Origin of the sequence: Falsiroseomonas ponticola, from assembly GCF_016805305.1 — a bacterium.
In the GTDB taxonomy this organism is placed as follows: Bacteria; Pseudomonadota; Alphaproteobacteria; order Acetobacterales; family Acetobacteraceae; genus Falsiroseomonas; species Falsiroseomonas ponticola.
Map to the genome: position 1 here is coordinate 95,755 of NZ_JAERQN010000008.1, position 18,896 is coordinate 114,650.

An 18,896-nucleotide genomic window follows, 5' to 3' on the forward strand; every position below is an offset into this window, starting at 1 on the left:
TCCAATGGCCGAACTGCGCTTCACCAAGGACCATGAATGGGTGCGGCTGGAGGGCGATGTCGCCACCATCGGCATCACCGACCACGCGCAGAACGCGCTGGGCGACGTCGTCTTCGTGGACCTGCCGGAAGCGGGCCGCGAGGTCACGGAAGGCGAGGCCTGCGCCGTGGTGGAAAGCGTGAAGGCCGCCTCCGACGTCTATGCCCCCGTCGCGGGCCGCGTCGTGGAGGCCAATGCCGCCGTCGCCGAGAACCCCGCGCTCATCAACAGCGACCCGACCGGCGATGGCTGGTTCTTCAAGCTGACCGCGGTGGATGAAGCCGCGATCGCCGCCCTGATGGACGAAGCGGCCTATGCCGCCTTCCTGGAGACGCTGGCATGAGCCTCCTCACCGACCTCACCGCGCTGGAAGACAAGGGCGAATTCGCGCGCCGCCATATCGGCCCCTCCGAGGCCGAGATCGCCGCCATGCTCAGCGTCGTCGGCGCGGAGAGCCTGGAGGCGCTGGCCGCCCGCACCGTCCCCGCCGCCATCCGCAGCACCACCGCCCTGCCGCTGCCGCCCCCGGCGACGGAAGCCGAGGTGATCGCGGAACTGCGTGGCCTGGCCGCGAAGAACCGCGCCGACATCAAGTCCCTGATCGGCATGGGCTATCACGGCACGCTGACGCCGCCCGTCATCCTCCGCAACGTGCTGGAGAATCCGGGCTGGTACACCGCCTATACGCCCTACCAGGCCGAACTCGCCCAGGGCCGCCTGGAAGCGCTGCTGAACTTCCAGACCATGGTGACGGACCTCGCCGGGCTGCCCGTCGCCAATGCCTCGCTGCTGGATGAGGCGACGGCGGCCGCGGAAGCCATGGCGCTCGCCCATGCCGCGACCAAGGGCAAGTCCGACACGCTGCTGATCGCCTCCGACGTCCACCCGCAGACCCGCGCGGTGGTGGAAGCGCGCGCGGAGCCGCTGGGCTTCGAGATCGTCATCGCCGCGCCTTCCGACATCGTCGCGACGGCCGCGGCGAAGAAGCCTTTCGCCCTGCTGCTGCAATACCCCGGCACCACCGGCGAGGTCCGCGACCTGACGCGGGAGATCGCGGCGGTGCATGGCGCCGGCGGCCTCGCCATCGTGGCCGCCGATCCGCTCTCCCTCGTCCTGCTGAAGCCGCCCGGGGAGATGGGCGCCGATGTCGTCATCGGCTCCACCCAGCGCTTCGGCGTGCCGATGGGCTATGGCGGCCCGCACGCCGCCTACATGGCCGTGAAGGACGCGCATAAGCGCCTGATGCCGGGCCGCCTGGTCGGCGTCTCCGTCGATGCCGCCGGCCAGCCCGCCATGCGCCTGGCCCTCCAGACGCGCGAACAGCACATCCGGCGTGAGAAGGCGACCTCCAACATCTGCACGGCGCAGGTGCTGCTGGCCGTCATGGCCTCCATGTACGCCGTGTGGCACGGCCCCGAAGGCCTGGCCCGCATCGCGAAGCGCGTCGCGCTGCAGGCGCGCATCCTGGCCGGCGCCGCCAAGCGCTGCGGCTTCAAGCTCCGCCATGGCGACTTCTTCGACACCATCACGATCGAAGCCGGCGCCAAGGCCGATGCGCTGATGGCCGCCGCCCTCAAGCGCGGCTTCAACCTGGCCCGCCACGCGGACCAGGGCATCGGCATCGCGCTCGACGAAACCGTCACGCGCGACGACCTGCTGGCGCTGGTCGCCGCCCTCGCGGAAGCCGCCGGCGCCGCCGCCCCCAGGCTCGATGCCATCGACGCCGAAGGCGGCATCCCCGGCTCCCTCACCCGCGCCAGCACCTTCCTGACGGCCGAGGTCTTCCGCAGCCACCACGCCGAACACGCGATGCTCCGCTACCTCAAGAAGCTGGAGGACAAGGACGTCGCGCTGAACCGCAGCATGATCCCGCTGGGGTCCTGCACCATGAAGCTGAACGCCACGGCGGAGATGATCCCCGTGACCTTCCCCGGCTTCGGCGCCATCCACCCCTTCGCCCCCGTGGACCAGGCGACGGGCTACATCGAGATGATCAAGCGGCTGGAAGGATGGCTCTGCGCCGTCACCGGCTTCGCCGCCGTCTCGCTCCAGCCCAATGCCGGCAGCGCGGGTGAATATGCCGGGCTGCTCGCCATCCGCGCCTATCACCGCGCCCGCGGCGATACGCAGCGGGATGTCTGCCTCATCCCCTCCTCCGCGCACGGCACCAACCCCGCCTCCGCGGTGATGGCCGGCATGAAGGTGGTGGTGGTCGGCTGCGACCGCGACGGCAACGTCGATCTCGACGACCTCCGCGCCAAGGCCGACCAGCACGCGGACAAGCTTGCGGCCCTCATGGTGACGTATCCGTCCACCCACGGCGTCTTCGAGGAAGCCATCCGGGAAATCTGCGCCCTGATCCATGAGAAGGGCGGCCAGGTCTACATGGACGGCGCCAACATGAACGCGCAGGTGGGCCTGACCTCGCCCGCCGCGATCGGCGCCGATGTCTGCCACCTCAACCTGCACAAGACCTTCTGCATCCCCCATGGCGGCGGCGGCCCCGGCGTCGGCCCGATCGGCGTCGCGGCGCACCTGGCCCCCTACCTGCCCTCCCACCCGCTGCTCGCGGAAGCGGGGCCGCAGGCCACCTCCCACGGCCCGGTCAGCGCCGCGCCCTTCGGCAGCGCCTCCATCCTGCCGATCTCCTACGCCTATATCCGCATGATGGGCCCCGAAGGGCTGAAGCGCGCCACGGAAGTCGCCATCCTCAACGCCAACTACATGGCGGTGAAGCTGGCCGACCACTTCCCGGTCCTCTACCGCGGCCGGCAAGGCATGGTGGCGCATGAATGCATCCTGGATTGCCGCGGCTTCCAGCAGAATGGCGGCGCCTCGGTCGAGGACATCGCCAAGCGCCTGCAGGATTACGGCTTCCACGCCCCCACCATGTCCTGGCCCGTCACCGGCACCCTCATGGTGGAACCCACGGAATCCGAGACCAAGGGCGAACTCGACCGCTTCATCGACGCCATGATCTCGATCCGCGCCGAAATCCGCGCCATCGAACAAGGCCGGATGGACGCGAAGGACAACCCGCTGAAGAACGCACCCCACACCGCCGCCGAAGTCACGGCCGAAGCGTGGACGCACCCCTACAGCCGCCAACAGGCCGCCTTCCCCCTGCCCTACGTCGCCCGCCAGAAATACTGGCCGCCCGTCAAGCGCGTGGACAACGTCCACGGCGACCGCAACCTGGTCTGCACCTGCGCGCCCCTGGAAGCCTACGCGCAGGCGGCGGAATAGGGGCACGCGGGGCGCGCCGGTCGCCCCGCAGGGGGGCGCTGCCCCCCTGCACCCCCCGCCAGGGTCCAGCGGGACCCTGGACCGCGGGCATAACGACGAAGGGGGAGGGGGCCGAAGTGCCCCCTCCCCCTTCGTCGTTGTATCTCATGGGTTCCAAGGGCCCGCTGGCCCTTGGTGGGTGGGGTGTGGGGAGGGCAAGGCCCTCCCCGCGGGCCACCCGCGCCGCCCTACGGCGCCCCCATCGCCCGCATCGCGCGGGCACCCCAGCGGCGGGCCAGGATGGTGACCAGCAGCACTGATCCGCCGTGCCAGATCAGCACCATGGCGGCCGCGTCCAGGTGGTGCACCAGGGTCAGGCCGACGGAGGCGATGGCCGCGGCGGCCAGGCCGGACAGGGCGGCGACGGGGGCGGGTCGCAGGGGGGCGGCGTGGCGCGTCATCCACAGCATGCCGAGCGTCAGCGGGATGCCGAAGCCGATGATGAAGCGCATGCAGCCGAAGCTGGTGGACAGGGCCGGGAAGCCTTGTTCGACGAATTCCTGCACGCAGCCCCAGCCGAGGCCGGAGATCCAGAAGGCCGCGAAGGGCAGTGGCAGCAGCGCCCATTTGTCGCTGCGGTCCGGCAGGGCCAGGTGGAAGGCGGCGATGGCGGCGGCCGTGCCGGTCAGCAGGGCCGCCGCCAGGTTCACCTGTTCATGCATCAGCATCAGGCGTTGTTCGATATCGTGCCGGAAGCCGGACACGGCGACGCCGAGGGCGACGATCGCCGTCGCCATGGCCAGCCAGCCCAGCGCCGCGAGCAGGGGCGGCGGCACGCGGCGCACCGGCGTCAGCCCGGCGGAGAGCCGGCTGATCAGGTCATCCGTCCGCATCACTCATCCCCCTTCACGCCGAAGCGTCGGCGCAGCGAATGCATGGCGCGGTGGGTCGCGACCTTCAAGGCACCGATGCTGAGGCCCGATCGCGCGGAGGCTTCCGCCAGCGGCAGGTCCTCCAGCTTCGCCAGGCGCAGCGCGGTGCGCTGGCTTTCCGGCAGTGCGGACACCGCGTCGCGCAGGTTGCGCGCGGCGATGCGTTCCTCCGCCACCGGCGCGACGGAGGCCGCGCCTTCCGGCAGGTCGTCGATGTTCGATTCGCGCCCCGCCCCGCGGCCGCGCCGGCGCAGCCGGTCCACCGCGCGGCGGGTCGCGATGGTGGTCAGCCAGGGGCCGAAGGGGCGGGCGGGGTCGTAGGTGTGGCGCAGCGCGTGGATGGTCATCAGCGCGTCCTGCACCGCGTCCTCGGCTTCCGCGGCATCGCGGATGCGGGCGCGGCACAGGCTGCGCAGCCGCGGCGTGATCTCCCGCAGCAGCGTGTCGTAGGCGCGCGCGTCGCCGGCCTGCGCGGCCGCCAGCAGCCCGCCCCAGCGGGTTTCCTGCGTCGCGCGGGTCGTGGTGGTGTCCGTCATGGGGGAGAGGCCGGCCGGAAGGCTGGCGGCGAGCATGTCACGCCTCGGCCAGGCGCGGCCAGTTGGCCGTGGCGCGCGCGATATGGCCGGGGATGTCGCGGCGCCATTGCCGCTGCACGCCGCGGTCGTAGTTGAGGTAGAGGGTGCCGGCCTCGATGTGCCAGGCCTCCGGGTCGATATCCACCTTGTAGCCGCGCGCCACGCCGAAGGCGCAGAAGCCGCCGAAGGCGGGGGCGAAGGCGGTGGGGTTGGCCTCGAACATCGCGCGATGCGCGGCGGAGGCGAAGTGCCAGGTGGCGCCGGCATGGTCCGCCGCGAAGGCCGCGCTGCCGCGGCGCGGCGCGCCTTCGGTGAACCAGACGACGGTGTCGAACCCGCGCAGCGCGATGCCGGCGGCGTTGTTGACGGCGCGGATGCGCGGCATGGCCAGCGCCGGCGTGGCGAAGGGGATGGCGGCCAGGGTGAAGAAGCTGCGGCGCAGCATGGCGGGGGTCTTCCGATGACGGGGATGCCGGGCGCTTCGCCGGCCCGCGCGGGATGGTTACGCCCCTTGATGCAGGCGCGTCGCGGCGCCACCGTGCCGCATGGACGAAACGCCCTCTCCGCCGCCCCCCTGGACCACCACGGCATCGACCGTCCTGGTGGAGGATCGCTGGATCAAGCTGCGCGCGGACCGGCTGCGCACGCGGGACGGCGCGGAGATCGCGCCCTGGTACGTGCTGGACTACGCGGATTGGTGCTGCGCCGTCGCCATCACGCCGGAGGGCCGCGTGGTGATGGTGCGGCAATGGCGCCATGGCGCGCAGTCCTGGTCGCTGGAACTGCCGGGCGGCGTCATGGACCCCGGGGATGCGGATGCCATCGCCGCCGCGCGGCGGGAGCTGCGGGAGGAGACGGGCTATGACGCCCCCGAATGGCGCTTCCTCTACGCCGCCCATGCCAACCCCGCCATCCAGACCAACCGGCTGCACATCGTGCTCGGCCTCGGCGCCGTGCCCGTCGCGGCCGCGACGCCGGAGCCGACCGAGGATATCGCCGTGGTGCTGATGACGGTGGAGGAGGTGCTGGCCGCGGTGGCCGGGGGCGGCATCGGCCAGTCCATGCATGTGGGCGGCATCCTCGTCGCCCTGGCCGCCGCCGGGCGAATCCGGCAGGAGATCGCGTGATGAGCAGCGTGACCGTCATTCCCCTGGCGCCCGGGCACCGGGAGGCGTGGGAGCGCCTCTATGCCGGCTACGCGGATTTCTACCGCGTGACGCAGACGCCGGAGATGCGCGCGCGCGTCTGGGGCTGGATCATGGACCCGGCGCATGAGGTGAAGGCCTTCGTGGCGGTGGACGCGGCCGGCAAGCCGCTCGGCCTCGCCCATTACCGCCCCTTCGCGCGGCCGCTCTCCGCCAGCACCGGCGGCTTCCTCGACGATCTCTTCGTCGATCCCGCGGCGCGCGGGCAGCGCGTGGCCGATGCGCTGATCGAGGCGGTGGCGGCGGAGGGCCGCAAGCGGGGCTGGTCGGTGATCCGCTGGATCACGGCCGATGACAATTACCGCGGCCGCGGCGTCTATGACCGCCTGGCGACCCGCACCATGTGGATCACCTACGACAAGAAGCTCTGAAAGCCCTCTCCCCCGAGGGGGGAGAGGGTTGGGTGAGGGGGGCCTTGCCGCCCCCCGCCCCTCAGTTCCCCACGCGCACGAAGCGCAGCGGGAAATAGTTGTCCGCCAGCTGCTGCAGCTGGATGTTGGACCGGGCGGCCCAGATCACGGTCTGCTGGTGCAGCGGCAGGTGGCCCACCGCATCGGTGTGGATCTTCAGCGCCTCCTCGATCATCGCCTGGCGCGCCTGCGGGTTGGTCTCCACCGCCATGGCCGAGACCAGCTGGTCGAAGCGCGCATTGCTGAAGCCGCCCACGTTGAACAGCCCGCGGTCGCCCTGGCGCGACGCCATCAGGTTGAAGAAGGCGTTGTGGGCGTCATAGGTGTTGGGCGTCCAGCCCAGCATGTAGAAGCTGGTGTTGTAGCGCGGGCCCAGGATCTCCGCGAAGTAGCGCGCCCGGGTCTGCGCGTTCAGCGTGACGCGCACGCCGACGCGCGCGAGCATGGAGACGACGGCGGTGCAGATCGCCTCGTCATTCACGTAGCGGTCGTTCGGGCAATCGAGCGTGACGCCGAAGCCCTGCGGATAGCCCGCCTCCGCCAGCAGGCGGCGCGCCAGGTCGGGGTTGTAGGCCGCCACCTGGTCGCCGGCCGTGGTGTGGCCGTTCACCCCCGGGCCGATCATCAGCCCCGTCGCCCGCGCCTGGCCGCGCATCACGGTGCGCACGATCGCCGCGCGGTCGATGGCGTGGTTGAAGGCCTGGCGCACGCGCAGGTCCTGGAACGGGTTGCGGCCGCGCACATCGGACTTCAGCAGTTCCGGCCGCAGCTGGTCGAAGCCGAGATAGATGGTCCGCAGCTCCGCCTGCTGGTGGATGCGGATGTTGGGCGTGCGGGACAGGCGGTCGGTATCCTGCGGCGGCACGGTATAGACCATGTCCACCTCGCCGCTCAGCAGCGCCGCGATGCGCGTCGCGTCATTGGCGATGACGTTGAACTCGACGCGGGTCAGGTTGTGCTCCGGCCGGTCCCACCAGCCGGGGTTCGGCGCCAGCACCGTGCGGCGGTCCGGTTCGCGGGAGACGAGGCGGAAGGGCCCCGTGCCCATGGCGTTGCGGGTCGCGAAATTCTCGGCGCCCGTGGTCAGGTCCGCGCTGCGCGTCGCGTTGTTCGCCTCCGCCCAGCGGCGGGACATCATGCCGATGCCGGTGATCTCCTCCAGGAAGATCGGGTTCGGCGCATGCGTCTCCACATCCACCGTGTGGTCGTCGATGCGCCGCGCCTCCTTCACGCTGGCGAGCGAGCCGCCCACATTCGATCCCTGCGCCTTGGCGCGCCCGATGGAGAAGACGACGTCATCCGCCGTGAAGGGCGTGCCATCCGTGAAGGTCACGCCGCGGCGCAGATGGAAGCGCCAGACGGAAGGGGAGGTCTGCTCCCAGCGCTCGGCGAGCGACGCCTCGACCTGCAACTGCCGATTGCGGCGCACCAGCGGCTCATAGACGTTCTGCATGAAGCTCAGCAGGAAGGTTTCCTGCCGGGCATAGGGATCCATGGAGTTCACATCCCCGTCATTGGCCCAGCGGAACAGATTCGCCTGGGCGGAGGGGGCGGCGAAAGCGGTCGCCGCAAGCAGGGTGGCGGCCAGGAAACTGCGCTTCACGTTGTCACTCCGACATGTTGTTGCGCCGAGCCTAGCCCGGTGCCGGACCGGCGACCAGCACTCGGCGCTTGAACATGTCGGTCGGGACGGGCATGTGGCGGGCGGACGTTAACGTTACGTAAAGGCATCACCATGGGTCGCCTCATCCTCGCCCGCAACACCGGTATCGACCCGCTGACCGCGCTCAACAGCCTCGGGAACACGTCGCTCCGCACGGCGAATGCCGGCACCTTCATCGTCGACGGCTCGATCGGGGGACGTCCCGCGAGCATCGAGCTCTACGGCATCGGCTTCGGGGTCAACGGCCAGAGCCTCATCCAGCTGAACGGCGGCGCCATCGTCACCCGGGTCTATGTCGTGCTGGACGGGGTGCGGATCGTCGACGTCAGCGAGGTGAGCATCAACGGCACCAACCTGTATCGCTGGCTGGCGCTGGGCGACGGCAACGCCTTCGACGCGGCCATCATGAACGGCGCTTCGGAAGTTCGCCTGTCGGACTTCAGCGAGGCGCAGGGCGGCCGCGAAGGCAATGACATCATGTTCGGCTATGGCGGCAACGACTCGCTGTCGGGCGATTCCGAAAACGACAGCATCTGGGGCGGCGATGGCGACGATGTGCTGACGGGCGGCACCGGCAATGACCTGCTGCTGGGGGAGGCCGGCTTCGACGTGGCGCGGTTCCTGGTCAGCCGCGCCAATGCCGAATGGTCGCGCCTGGCGGATGGGTCCTGGCGCGTCACCACCTCCTCCGACGGCACCGACGTCATCAGCGGCATCGAGCGCATCGACTTCATCGGCACCTCCGTCATGCTCGATGTCGTCACGCGGCCGCGGGACGTGAATGGCGACGGCCTCGCGGACCTCGCCTGGCGTGGCCTGGATGGCACCGTCGCGCTCTGGACCATGAGCAACCTGTCCATCACCGGCGGCGGCATGGTCGCGCGCGTCGGCAATGACTGGCAACTGCTCGGCGTGGCGGAGACGGACGGCAATGGCCGCGCGGACCTGGTGTGGCTGTCGAACGCCGGCGCCATCCAGGTCTGGAGCATGAACGGCACCAGCGTCGGCCTCGCCAATGTCCCGGGCTCCCGCCCGACCGGCACCACCTTCCAGGGCATGGCGGACCTGACGGGCGACGGCAATGCCGACCTGCTGTGGCGCGACCTGTCGTCGGGCGCGGTCAGCATGCAGCGCCTCGACGGCGTCTATGGCATCGGCCCGACACGCAGCGTCGGCACGGTGACGACGGACTGGTCCATCGCGGCGCTCGGCGACCTCACCGGCGATGGCCGTGCGGACATCGTCTGGCGCGGCGCCGCCGGCCAGGTCGTGGCCTGGGCCATGGATGGCAACAGCGTCGTCGGCGGCGGCGTGGTCGCGCAGGTGGGGCTGGACTGGCAACTGCGGGGCCTGGCCGACCTCAACGCCGATGGCCGCGCGGACATGGTCTGGCGCAACGGCACCACCGGCGACGTGGTGGTCTGGCTGATGAACGGCACCTCCATCATCGGCGGTGGCAGCCTTGGCCAGGTGGAGACGTCCTGGAACATCCGCGCGCTGGGCGACGTGAACGGCGATGGCCGCGCCGACCTGATCTGGCGCAGCGGCGGCGGCACCGTCGTGAACTGGTTCATGGATGGATCGACGGTGCTGGGCGGCGGCGTGGTGCTGGATGTCAGCCCGGACTGGCAGCTGGTCTGACCGCCCAGGCGGTCCGACAGGGGGGGGCCGCAAGGCGCCCCCTTTTTTCATGCCTGCTGAGGCAGGCCGGCCGCGTCCGCGCGGGCAGAAAAAGCGGGCACGAAAAAGGGGGCCTTTCGGCCCCCTTCCTCAATCCCACATGGTGGCGCCCGTCAGGCCGCCTTCAGCGCCCTCGGCAGGTCCGCCACGGCAGCGTCGATCAGCGCGGCATCGGCCGCGGCATCCACGGTCTGCGCCAGCACCTCCCGCGCCGCCACCACCGCAATCTCGGCGGCGGCGTTGCGGACTTCGGCCACGGCACCGGCCTCGGCGGCCGCGATCCGGTCCATCGCCATGCGCTCGCGGCGCTTGGCGGCCGTCTCGGCCTCCGCCGCCGCGGCCTGGGCCAGGCGCTCGGCCTCGGCCCGGGCGCGGGCGATCAGGTCCTCCGCTTCCGCCAGCGCGGCGGCGCGGTCGGCGATGGCCTGCTGGCGCATCGCCTCGGCTTCCGCGCGCAGCTGCGCGGCTTCCGCCAGCTCGTTCCGGATCCGCTCGCCGCGGCCATCGAGGCGCGCGGTCAGCTGCGTCCAGGCGGTCTTGGCGACCAGCAGGACGAACAGCACGAAGGACACGGCGACCCAGAACTTCGGGTCGAGCCAGAAATGGGCGTAGTGATGATCCATGGCGGCGGTCCCCTCAGCCCTGGCCACGGACGGCGAGCGCCCGGTCCACGGCGGCACCCAGCGCCGCCTGGTCGCTGCGCCCGGTCAGGCGCACCAGCAGCGCATCCGCCGTCTCGGTCGAGACCTGGCGAAGCGCGCCCATGGCGGCGTCGCGGGCACGGCCGATGCGGGCTTCCGCCTCATCGATCTGCTTGGCCAGCCGGGCGGCCAGCGCATCGGCGCGGGCGGTGGTTTCCGCCTGGGCCGACTGCATCGCTTCCGCGATCGCGGCCTGCGCTTCCGCCCGGGCCTTGGCCGAGGCTTCGCGATAGGCGGCGATGGCCGCATCGGCTTCCGCCTTGGCGGCCTGCGCGGCTTCGAGGTCCCCCTCGATCCGCCGGCGGCGATCCTCCAGCACTTCCGCCACGCGCGGCAGCGCGTAGGTGGAAAGCACGAAGTAGAGCACCCCGAAGATGATCAGCAGCCAGACGATCTGGGCGATGATCAGCGGATTGCCGAACTCGAGCTGCGGCATGGTACGTCGGGTCTCCTCGGTCTGTCCGCCGGCGCGCCGCCCGTCAGGCGGCGGCGCGCTGTGATCCCCTCGGCCGCGGTTGCGGGGCGCTCAGGCCCCGCGCCGCGGCGGGCGGGATCAGGTGAACAGGATGAGGAACGCGATCAGCAGCGCGAAGAGCGCGACGGCTTCCGTGAGCGCGAAGCCCAGGATGCCGATCGGGAACACCGCGTCGCGGGCGGCCGGGTTGCGGGCCACGCTGGTGATCATCGCGGAGAAGATGTTGCCGATGCCGAGGCCCACGCCGAACAGCGCGATCACGGCGATGCCAGCCCCGAGGGCCTTCGCGGCAGCCACTTCCATCTGAGTATCCTTCCGTCTGTGTGAACTGGGATGGGGATTGGTCTGAACGGACGCTGGCCTGCGGGTCAGTGCAGGTGCACGGCGTCGTGCAGGTAGATGCTGGTGAGGATGGCGAAGACATAGGCCTGCAGGAACGCCACCAGCACTTCGAAGCCAACGAGGGCGATGTTCACCCCGAGCGGCAGCACCGCCACGAAGGGACCCACGGCGCCCAGGCCGCCGAGCAGGACGATGAAGGTGGCGAACACCTTCAGCATCACGTGGCCGGCGACCATGTTCGCGAACAGTCGGATGGAGAGGCTGACCGGACGCGAGAGGTAGGACACGATCTCCACCGGGATGATGATCGGCGCCAGCCAGATCGGCGCGCCTTCCGGGAAGAAGTATCCGAAGAACTTCTTGCCGTGCAGCACCAGCGCCACGACCGTGATCAGCACGAACACCACCGCGGCCAGCGCGAAGGTCACCGCGATGTGGCTCGTGAAGGTGAAGGCGTAGGGCAGCAGGCCGAGCAGGTTGCCGAACAGCACGAACATGAACAGCGTGAAGACGAAGGGGAAGAAGCGCTTGCCCTCATCCCCCACCTGGCCGAGCACCAGGTCATGCACGAATTCGTAGGAGGATTCCGCCAGGCTCTGCAGCCGGCCCGGCACCACCGCGCGGGCGGACATGCCGACCATGATGAGCGCCGTGATCAGACCCGCCGCCAGCAGCATATGCGCGTTGGACTGCGAGAACCCGACCGAGGAGCCGATCGGGCCCAGCACGGTCGCGAGCTCGAACTGGCTCAGCGCGTCGATCGTCTTACCTTCGGCGGCCACTCTCGATTCCCCCGGTCGCCGCAAGCGCGGCAGCCTCGTCCCTAACCCAGTTCCCTGGGCCTAATCCCGTGCGGCGCCGCGTGGCTTGAACAGTCGGTAGACGTTCAGCACGCCAGCAACGCTGCCGAAGACGAAGAACAGCAGGAAGAGCCACGGCCAGGTGCCAAGCCAGCGGTCCAGGAACCAGCCGACCGCCACACCGACGACGAGGGCCGAGACAACCTCGACCCCCGCGCGAAAACCGACGCCCCAGGTGCCGCCGCCGGGCAGGGAACCCTTCGCGCCGGGCTCGGGATCCATCCCTCGCCGCGACCGGGCCTGCCGGAGCCGATCCTCGAAACCGCCTGTTTCCGTCACGCTTGCTCTCCCCCGCGGTGCCCCGCCCGGAAGGCGCGCGCTCCCTACGATGCGGGGTTAGCAGTGTCAAGGCGATGGCTGCGGTGCAGCATGGCCGGGATGAAGGATTCGTGACGCGCGCGCCAGCAAACCGGCACCCCTGGAACGCCCCCGTCACGGTCCGGGTTTCAGGCCCCCGCCAGGTCCAGCAGCCGCTTCATCGCGGTGGGCATCGCCGCCCGCGCCGCCGCCGGCTCCCACCAGGCGAAGCCCTCCGGCGCCGCCATGGCCGGCACGCCCGCCCGCCACAGCGCCATGCGCAGCTCGAAATGGGTGAAGCCATGCACGGCCTCCCCGTTCAGCACCGCCCAGGCAAGGCCCGGCAGCGGCGCATGCCCCTGCGCTTCCGCGCTACCCCACCCCTCCTCCCGCCAGGGCGTCCCCGGCACTTCCAGCATGCCGCCCAGCAGCCCGGAATCCGGCCGCCGCCGCAGCAGCAGCCGCCCGGCCGGGTCCGCCACCAGGAAATGCACCCCAAGCCGGGTCGGCCGCGCCTTCTTCGCGGCCTTGCGGGGCAGCCCGGCCTGGATCCCCGCCCGCCGCGCCGCGCAGCCCTCCCGCCAGGGGCAGAGCGCGCAGGCCGGGTTGCGCGGCGTGCAGATGGTGGCGCCCAGGTCGAACAGCGCCTGCGCGAAATCCCCGGGCCGGGCGCGGGCGGCCTCCTGTTCCATCCAGCCTTGCGCCAGCGCGGCCAGGCGGGCCTTGGCGGCGGGCAGCGGCTGCTCCACCGCATGGAGCCGGGCTGTCACCCGCTCCACATTCCCATCCAGCGGCACCACGGGCCGGTCGAAGGCGATCGCCGCCACCGCCGCCGCCGTATAGGCGCCGATTCCGGGGATCTTCCTCAGTTCCTCGACCGTGCTCGGGAACCCCCCCGCCGCCAGCGCCCTGGCCCCCGCATGCAGGTTCCGCGCCCTTGCGTAGTAGCCGAGCCCCGCCCATTCCTCCGCCACCTCCTCCCAGGACGCGGCGGCGAGTGCCCCCACATCCGGGAAGCGCGCCAGGAACCGGGCATAGCGCGGCCCCACCGTGGCCACCGTGGTCTGCTGGAGCATGACCTCCGACAGCCAGACGCGGTAAGGATCGGCGGCACCTGACGGCATCCGCCAGGGCAGGGTCCGCTTGTGCCGGTCGTACCAGGCCAGCAATAGGGTGGCATCGGGTGGGGGGGTCATGCATGGCGAAGGATGGGGGCGAGCGCCGATTCCCGACAGGCCCCCTGCCCGTGGGGTCGATGATCGCGCGCCTCGCCCGCCCGGTCTTCCGCAAGCGCAGCCCGGCCGGCGCGCAGCTCATGGCGGATTGGCCCGATGTGGTCGGCCCCGCCCTCTCCGCCGTCACCCAGCCGCTGCGGCTTTCCGCCGGCACGCTGACGCTGGCCTGTTCCGGCCCCGTCGCCATGGAATTGCAGCACCTGGCCCCCGAACTCGTCGGCCGCATCAACGCCCATCTCGGCCGCGCCGTGGTGGAACGCCTGCGCTTCGTCCAGCAGGCCCCGGCCGGCGCGCCCCCCGCCCGGCCGAAGCCCAGGCCCGTCACCCTGCCGCCGGAGCTGGAGGCCCGGATCGCCGCCATGCCGGAGGGGGAGCTGCGGGATGCACTGGCAAAGCTGGCGCTTGGCGTCTATCGGAAGCGGTGACGGCCGGGGACTTCCCGGCCCCCTGCCCCCCGAGAGGGGGCCGATTTCGGAGTCTGCCCGGATGACCGACCGCCGTTCGCTGCTCGCCCTCGCCGCTGGCCTCCCGCTTGGCGTGCCCCTGCTGGGCGCGCGCCCCGCCCTCGCCCAGGCCCCCGCCCCCGCGCCCCTCGCCGCCGACGACCCGCGCATGACGGAGCGCAGCATCGGCCGCGCCGGCGCGCCCACCGTCATCGAATACTTCTCCCTCACCTGCGGCCATTGCGCCGGCTTCCACCGGGAGACGATGCCGCGCGTGAAGCGGGACCTGGTGGAGACCGGCCGCGTCCGCATCGTCTTCCGCGACTTCCCGCTGGATGCCGTGGCGCTCGCCGCCGCCCAGGTGGCCCGCAGCCTGCCGGCCGAGCGCTACGAGCCCTTCGTCTCCACCCTGTTCCAGAGCCAGGATCGCTGGGCCTTCGCCCGCGGCGCCAACCCGCAGGAGGAGCTGTTCAAGATCGCCGCCCTGGCCGGCATGTCCCGCGCCCAGTTCGATGCCGCGATCGGCGACCAGGCCCTGGCCCGCGCCATCCTGGAACAGCGCGTCGCCGGCCAGCAGCAGCACAACGTGAACTCCACGCCCACCTTCGTCTTCGGCACGCGGTCCGTCCCCGGCAACATGCCCTTCGACCGCTTCGCCGCCCTGGTCGCCGAGATCCGGTAAGGCAGCGCGCGGGCGCGTCGCATGGAGGCCGTCACCCCCGAAGGCACGCCCGCCGAGGAGCCCGCGCGCACCGAGGCGCAGGCCGAGGCCGCGCGCCATGCGAAGCTGACAAGGCTTCGCATCGCCGGCTTCAAATCCTTCGCGGAGCCCACGATCGTGGAGGTGATGCCGGGCCTGACCGGCATCGTCGGCCCCAATGGCTGCGGCAAGTCCAACGTCGTCGAGGCGCTGCGCTGGGCGATGGGCGAGACCAATGCCCGCTCCATGCGCGGCGGCGAGATGGATGACGTCATCTTCGCCGGCACCGCCACCCGCCCCGGCCGCAACCTGGCCGAGGTGACGCTGCAGCTGGAGGAAGCCGCCGGCCTCGCGCCCCCGCCCAATGCCGAGGCCGCGGAGCTCGAGATCGTCCGCAAGATCGCCCGCGGCGAAGGCTCCTCCTTCCGCGTCAATGGCCGCGAACTCCGCGCCCGCGACGTGCAGACGATGTTCGCCGATATCGGCTCCGGCGCCCGCTCCTCCGCCATGGTCAGCCAGGGCCGCGTCGCCGCCCTGATCCAGGCGAAGCCGGAGGACCGGCGCGCGGTGCTGGAGGAAGCGGCCGGCATCGCCGGGCTGCGCGCCCGCAAGCATGAGGCCGAGCTCAAGCTCCGCCAGGCGGAGAACAACCTCGGCCGGGCGGAAGACCTGATCGCCCAGATGGAATCCGGGCGGCAGAACCTGCAGCGCCAGGCCCGCCAGGCCGCGCGCTACCGCAACATCTCCGGCCTGGTGCGGCAGGCGGAGGTGGAGTGGCTGGCGATTCTCCGCGCCCGCGCCCAGGCCGCCCTCACCCATGCCCGCGACGCCTTCGCCAACGCCAGGCGCGCGACCGGCGATGCCGAGGCCGCCGCCGAAGCCGCCGCCCGCCGCGCCTTCGCCGCCGAACAGGGCCTGCCCGGGCCGCGGGAGGCCGAGGGCGCCGCCCGCACCGCCCTGGAGCGCCGCCGCGTGGAGGCCGAGACGCTGGGCGCCGAGGAAGCCCGCGCGCGGGAGGCCCTCGCGGCGGCGGAAGCCCGCCACGCCGCGCTCGCCCGGGACCTCGACCACGCCGCCCGCGTCGATGCCGATGCCGGCGCGGCCGAGAGCCGGCTGCTGGCGGAGGCCGAGGAACTGGCCGCCATGCTGGCCGCCCTGCCCGGCCGCGTGGCGGAAGCGGAGAGCCTGGAAGCCCAGGCCAGCGCCGCCGTCGCCGCCGCGGCCGAAGCCGCCGACCGCGCCACCGAAGCGGCCGCGGAGGCCGCCGCCGCCGCCGGCGCGCTCGCGACCGCGGAGCAGGAAGCCGCGACGCGGGCCAGCCGCCTCGCCCAGGCCCAGGCCAAGCTCGACCAGGACCTCCGCGCGGCCCGCGCCGCGATGGTGCCGGATGCCGAGCGCGCCGCCGCCGCCACCGCCGTCAGCGCGGCCGAATCGGCCCTGGCGGAGGCCGAGCAGGCGCTCTCCGCCGCCGAGGCCGCCCGCGCTTCCGCCCAGGCCGCGCATGAGGCCGCCCGCCGCGCGGCCGGCGAGGCCGAGACGGCGGAATCCCGCGCCACCAACGCGCTCCAGGCGGCGGAACAGACCGCGCGCCGCACCGCCGACCAGCACGCCCGCCTCTCCGCGGAGCGCGACCAGGCCCGCGCCAGCGCCGTGCCGCCCGCGGAGCTCGATGCCGCCCGCGCCCAGGCCGCCCAGGCCGCCGCCGCGCTCACGGAAGCCCGCCGCGCGCTGGAAGGGGCGGAAGCCGCCCGCGCCGCGGCCCAGTCCCGCCACGAACAGGCCCGCGCCGCGGCCAGCGAGGCCGAGGGCGCCCGCGCCCGCGCCGCCGCCGAGACCGCCGCGCTGACGGAAGTGCTCCGCGCGCGGGAGGCCGGCAGCTCCCTGCCGCCGGTGCTGGACAGCATCACCGTCCCCCCCGGGCTGGAGGCCGCGCTCGGCGCCGCGATGGGGGAGACGCTGGATTCGGCGCTGGAGGCGGAGGCGCCGAAGCATTGGCGCGCCCTCCCGCCGCTCGATCCCCTGCCCGCCCTGCCCGCCGGCGCCACCCCCCTCTCCCGCCTGGTGGAGGCGCCGGCGGCGCTCGGCCGGGCCCTGTCGCAGGTCGGCCTGCTGCCCAAGGGGCTGGACGGCGCGGCGCTGATGGCGCTGCTGAAGCCAGGCCAGGCGCTGGTGACGGAGGAAGGCGCGGTCTGGCGCTGGGATGGCCATTGCCTGCGCGCCGGCGCGCCCACGCCGGGGGCCGTGCGCCTGGCCCAGCGCAACGCGCTGCGCGCCGCCGGCATCAGGCAGGACCGGGCGGAGGCCGCCGCCGCCGCCGCCGCCGAGGCCCGCAAGCAGGCCGCCACCGACGAATCCCACGCCCGGGCCGAGGAAGCGGAGCGGCGGGAACGCCGCGCCCAGGCCGAACGCGCCCAGGCCGCCGCCGCCACGGCGCTGGACCGCATCGCCGCCCGCGCCCAGCAGGCGGAGCAGCGCCTGGCCGCCCTCGCGCCTGAGATCGAGCGCCTGGACCGGGAGCGCGAGGCCGCGAATGCCGCGCTGACCGCCGCGCGGGAAGCCCGCGCCGCCGCCCCCGATGCCGCCGCCGCCCGCCAGGCCCGGACGCTGGCCGCCAATGAGGAGCAGGCCCGCATCCGCGCCGAATCGGCCGCCCGCGAGGCCCGCCGCGCCGCCGAAGGGCGCCTCGCCGCCGCCCGCGACGCTGGCCGGCGCCTGGAAGCCCGCGCCGCGGAAGCCGCGGCCCGCCTGGCGGCGCTGGAGCCCGAATCCGCCCGCGTGACGGCGGAGCGGGAGGCCGCCGACCAGGCCCTGGCCGCCGCGCGGGCAGCCCGCGCCGCCGCCCCCGACCTCGCCGCGCTCCGCGCCGCCGTGGACCAGGCCCGCGCCGCCCTGGCCGAGGCGCGCGCCAACGAGGCCGGCTGCCGCGACACCCGCGCCATGCTGGCCGCGGAGGCGACCCGCATCGCCACCCGCCAGGCCGCCATCGGGCCGGAGCGGGAGGAATGGGCCCGCCGCCGCGCGGAAGCCGCCGCCCGCCGCGCCGAACTCGCCACCCGCGCGGGGGAGGCCGCCGTCGAGCGCGAAGCCCTCTCCGACGCGCCGGAAGCCGCCGCCGCCCGCCGCGCCGCCGCCGGCCGCCTGCTCGCGGAGGCCGAGGCCACCCACGCCGCCGCCGCCGCCGCCCTCGCCGCCGCGGAGCGGGAGGATCGCGAAGCCGCGCTGGCCCGCCGCACCGCCGACGCTGCCTTCGCCCAGGCGCGGGAGGCCCAGCTCCGCACCGAAGGCGCGGCCGCCCAGGCGGAGGCCGCGGCGCTGGCGGTGGAGGAACGCATCGTCGAGCGCCTGGGCGAGGGCCATCCCGACCTGCCGGAGGAGGTGGGCGAGCTGACCGACCAGGCGGAGGAGAAGGCCCGCCGCAAGGTGGACCGCCTGACCAAGGAGCGGGAGGAGATGGGCCCCGTGAACCTGCGGGCCGAGGTGGAGCTGAACGAGCTGGACGCCGCCCGCGCGAAGATCGAGCAGGACCGGCAGGAAGTCGCCACCGCCATCGCCAAGCTGCGCGGCTCCATCGGCCATCTGAACCGGGAAGGCCGGGAACGCCTGCGCATCGTCTTCGACAAGGTGGATGCGGAGTTCCGCGGCCTCTTCACCCGGCTCTTCGGCGGCGGCCGCGCCCACCTCGCCCTGGTCGGCTCCGACGATCCGCTGGAGGCGGGGCTCGAGATCTATGCGGAGCCGCCGGGCAAGAAGCTCGCCTCGCTCAACCTGCTCTCGGGCGGCGAACAGGCGCTGACGGCGCTCTCCCTCGTCTTCGCCGTCTTCCGCTGCAACCCCGCCCCGGTCTGCGTGCTGGACGAGGTCGATGCGCCGCTCGACGACGCCAATGTGGAGCGCCTCTGCGACCTGCTCGAGATCATGGCCAGGCCGGCGGAGGAAGGCGGCGGCGGCACGCGCTTCCTGATCGTCACGCACCATCCGCTCACCATGGCGCGGATGCACCGCCTCTACGGCGTCACCATGCAGGAACGCGGCGTCTCCCGCCTGCTGAGCGTCGATCTGCAGCGGGCGGTGGAGCTGGTGGACGGCGCCGCCCCCGCCTGATCGCAGAAATGTT

18 protein-coding genes are annotated in these 18,896 nt (G+C 72.8%); 8 read left to right on the forward strand and 10 right to left on the reverse strand.

Going from position 1 to position 18,896, the window contains the following annotated elements:
* Positions 1 to 4: 4 nt before the first annotated feature.
* Together gcvH and gcvP are read left to right on the forward strand one after the other, a co-directional pair.
* Entirely contained in the window at positions 5 to 382 is a 378-nt protein-coding gene (gene gcvH, locus JJI54_RS21455; protein ID WP_164697294.1) for a glycine cleavage system protein GcvH, read from the forward strand.
* Positions 379 to 3,285: an aminomethyl-transferring glycine dehydrogenase gene (gene gcvP / locus JJI54_RS21460; protein WP_203075113.1), complete on the forward strand. Its 2,907-nt coding sequence runs from the start codon at positions 379 to 381 to the stop codon at positions 3,283 to 3,285. The genes gcvH and gcvP overlap by 4 nt, the downstream gene beginning before the upstream one ends.
* A 227-nt stretch (positions 3,286 to 3,512) precedes the next feature.
* Here gcvP and JJI54_RS21465 read toward each other — a convergent pair whose 3' ends face one another.
* Genes JJI54_RS21465 through JJI54_RS21475 form a run of 3 tightly spaced genes read right to left on the reverse strand, consistent with a single transcriptional unit; the run spans position 3,513 to position 5,216 of the window.
* On the reverse strand, positions 3,513 to 4,157 hold the full coding sequence (locus JJI54_RS21465) for an NrsF family protein (RefSeq protein ID WP_203075114.1): 645 nt from the start codon (positions 4,155 to 4,157) through the stop codon (positions 3,513 to 3,515).
* Entirely contained in the window at positions 4,157 to 4,768 is a 612-nt protein-coding gene (locus JJI54_RS21470) for an RNA polymerase sigma factor (protein WP_203075115.1), read from the reverse strand. Before JJI54_RS21470 ends, JJI54_RS21465 begins: the two co-directional genes overlap by 1 nt.
* 1 nt (position 4,769) lies before the next feature.
* Positions 4,770 to 5,216: a YHS domain-containing (seleno)protein gene (locus JJI54_RS21475; RefSeq protein ID WP_203075116.1), complete on the reverse strand. Its 447-nt coding sequence runs from the start codon at positions 5,214 to 5,216 to the stop codon at positions 4,770 to 4,772.
* 100 nt (positions 5,217 to 5,316) lie between these two features.
* Here JJI54_RS21475 and JJI54_RS21480 point away from each other — a divergent pair, with 100 nt between their 5' ends.
* Both JJI54_RS21480 and JJI54_RS21485 read left to right on the forward strand, forming a co-directional pair.
* The gene (locus JJI54_RS21480; protein ID WP_203075117.1) at positions 5,317 to 5,898 is read left to right on the forward strand and encodes an NUDIX hydrolase; all 582 of its coding nucleotides are present in this window, start codon (positions 5,317 to 5,319) and stop codon (positions 5,896 to 5,898) included.
* On the forward strand, positions 5,898 to 6,347 hold the full coding sequence (locus JJI54_RS21485) for a GNAT family N-acetyltransferase (RefSeq protein WP_203075118.1): 450 nt from the start codon (positions 5,898 to 5,900) through the stop codon (positions 6,345 to 6,347). Before JJI54_RS21480 ends, JJI54_RS21485 begins: the two co-directional genes overlap by 1 nt.
* A 61-nt stretch (positions 6,348 to 6,408) precedes the next feature.
* Here the strand turns inward: JJI54_RS21485 and JJI54_RS21490 are convergent, their stop codons facing one another.
* Positions 6,409 to 7,989: an ABC transporter substrate-binding protein gene (locus JJI54_RS21490; protein ID WP_318987547.1), complete on the reverse strand. Its 1,581-nt coding sequence runs from the start codon at positions 7,987 to 7,989 to the stop codon at positions 6,409 to 6,411.
* A gap of 132 nt (positions 7,990 to 8,121) precedes the next feature.
* On the opposite strand from JJI54_RS21490, the gene JJI54_RS21495 reads away from it, so the two are divergent.
* Positions 8,122 to 9,690, forward strand: a complete 1,569-nt coding sequence (locus tag JJI54_RS21495) for an FG-GAP-like repeat-containing protein (RefSeq protein ID WP_203075119.1) — start codon at positions 8,122 to 8,124, stop codon at positions 9,688 to 9,690.
* Between the two features lie 152 nt (positions 9,691 to 9,842).
* Here the strand turns inward: JJI54_RS21495 and JJI54_RS21500 are convergent, their stop codons facing one another.
* The 6 genes from JJI54_RS21500 to JJI54_RS21525 form a co-directional block, all read right to left on the reverse strand.
* Entirely contained in the window at positions 9,843 to 10,352 is a 510-nt protein-coding gene (locus JJI54_RS21500) for a F0F1 ATP synthase subunit B family protein (protein ID WP_203075120.1), read from the reverse strand.
* A gap of 13 nt (positions 10,353 to 10,365) precedes the next feature.
* Positions 10,366 to 10,866, reverse strand: coding sequence for a F0F1 ATP synthase subunit B family protein (locus JJI54_RS21505; RefSeq protein ID WP_203075121.1), 501 nt, complete (start codon positions 10,864 to 10,866; stop codon positions 10,366 to 10,368).
* Positions 10,867 to 10,983: 117 nt separating this feature from the next.
* A complete protein-coding gene (locus JJI54_RS21510) occupies positions 10,984 to 11,208 on the reverse strand; it encodes an ATP synthase subunit C family protein (protein WP_092955773.1) in 225 nt (74 codons plus the stop codon).
* Between the two features lie 65 nt (positions 11,209 to 11,273).
* Positions 11,274 to 12,029, reverse strand: a complete 756-nt coding sequence (locus JJI54_RS21515; protein ID WP_203075122.1) for a F0F1 ATP synthase subunit A — start codon at positions 12,027 to 12,029, stop codon at positions 11,274 to 11,276.
* Positions 12,030 to 12,089: 60 nt separating this feature from the next.
* Positions 12,090 to 12,386: an AtpZ/AtpI family protein gene (locus JJI54_RS21520; RefSeq protein ID WP_318987548.1), complete on the reverse strand. Its 297-nt coding sequence runs from the start codon at positions 12,384 to 12,386 to the stop codon at positions 12,090 to 12,092.
* Positions 12,387 to 12,553: 167 nt separating this feature from the next.
* The gene (locus JJI54_RS21525) at positions 12,554 to 13,600 is read right to left on the reverse strand and encodes an A/G-specific adenine glycosylase (protein WP_203075123.1); all 1,047 of its coding nucleotides are present in this window, start codon (positions 13,598 to 13,600) and stop codon (positions 12,554 to 12,556) included.
* 2 nt (positions 13,601 to 13,602) lie between these two features.
* Between JJI54_RS21525 and JJI54_RS21530 the strand changes: the two genes are divergently transcribed.
* The 3 genes from JJI54_RS21530 to JJI54_RS21540 all read left to right on the forward strand — a co-directional run bounded on the left by JJI54_RS21530 (position 13,603) and on the right by JJI54_RS21540 (position 18,883).
* Positions 13,603 to 14,064 carry a DUF721 domain-containing protein gene (locus JJI54_RS21530; RefSeq protein WP_203075124.1) on the forward strand — a complete coding sequence of 154 codons (462 nt, stop codon included), beginning with the start codon at positions 13,603 to 13,605 and terminating at the stop codon, positions 14,062 to 14,064.
* 61 nt (positions 14,065 to 14,125) lie between these two features.
* A complete protein-coding gene (locus JJI54_RS21535; RefSeq protein WP_203075125.1) occupies positions 14,126 to 14,764 on the forward strand; it encodes a DsbA family protein in 639 nt (212 codons plus the stop codon).
* 21 nt (positions 14,765 to 14,785) lie between these two features.
* Positions 14,786 to 18,883: a chromosome segregation SMC family protein gene (locus JJI54_RS21540; protein ID WP_203075126.1), complete on the forward strand. Its 4,098-nt coding sequence runs from the start codon at positions 14,786 to 14,788 to the stop codon at positions 18,881 to 18,883.
* Positions 18,884 to 18,896 lie beyond the last annotated feature (13 nt).

What these genes read in the sequence shown, in the direction of transcription:
- JJI54_RS21530 (WP_203075124.1), top strand. Translation starts at nt 13,603, where the DNA reads ATGGCGAAGGATGGGGGCGAGCGCCGATTCCCGACAGGCCCCCTGCCC.
- JJI54_RS21505 (WP_203075121.1), bottom strand. Translation starts at nt 10,866, where the DNA reads ATGCCGCAGCTCGAGTTCGGCAATCCGCTGATCATCGCCCAGATCGTC.
- JJI54_RS21535 (WP_203075125.1), top strand. Translation starts at nt 14,126, where the DNA reads ATGACCGACCGCCGTTCGCTGCTCGCCCTCGCCGCTGGCCTCCCGCTT.
- JJI54_RS21495 (WP_203075119.1), top strand. Translation starts at nt 8,122, where the DNA reads ATGGGTCGCCTCATCCTCGCCCGCAACACCGGTATCGACCCGCTGACC.
- JJI54_RS21500 (WP_203075120.1), bottom strand. Translation starts at nt 10,352, where the DNA reads ATGGATCATCACTACGCCCATTTCTGGCTCGACCCGAAGTTCTGGGTC.
- gcvH (WP_164697294.1), top strand. Translation starts at nt 5, where the DNA reads ATGGCCGAACTGCGCTTCACCAAGGACCATGAATGGGTGCGGCTGGAG.
- gcvP (WP_203075113.1), top strand. Translation starts at nt 379, where the DNA reads ATGAGCCTCCTCACCGACCTCACCGCGCTGGAAGACAAGGGCGAATTC.
- JJI54_RS21485 (WP_203075118.1), top strand. Translation starts at nt 5,898, where the DNA reads ATGAGCAGCGTGACCGTCATTCCCCTGGCGCCCGGGCACCGGGAGGCG.
- JJI54_RS21510 (WP_092955773.1), bottom strand. Translation starts at nt 11,208, where the DNA reads ATGGAAGTGGCTGCCGCGAAGGCCCTCGGGGCTGGCATCGCCGTGATC.
- JJI54_RS21540 (WP_203075126.1), top strand. Translation starts at nt 14,786, where the DNA reads ATGGAGGCCGTCACCCCCGAAGGCACGCCCGCCGAGGAGCCCGCGCGC.
- JJI54_RS21475 (WP_203075116.1), bottom strand. Translation starts at nt 5,216, where the DNA reads ATGCTGCGCCGCAGCTTCTTCACCCTGGCCGCCATCCCCTTCGCCACG.
- JJI54_RS21525 (WP_203075123.1), bottom strand. Translation starts at nt 13,600, where the DNA reads ATGACCCCCCCACCCGATGCCACCCTATTGCTGGCCTGGTACGACCGG.
- JJI54_RS21465 (WP_203075114.1), bottom strand. Translation starts at nt 4,157, where the DNA reads ATGCGGACGGATGACCTGATCAGCCGGCTCTCCGCCGGGCTGACGCCG.
- JJI54_RS21470 (WP_203075115.1), bottom strand. Translation starts at nt 4,768, where the DNA reads ATGCTCGCCGCCAGCCTTCCGGCCGGCCTCTCCCCCATGACGGACACC.
- JJI54_RS21480 (WP_203075117.1), top strand. Translation starts at nt 5,317, where the DNA reads ATGGACGAAACGCCCTCTCCGCCGCCCCCCTGGACCACCACGGCATCG.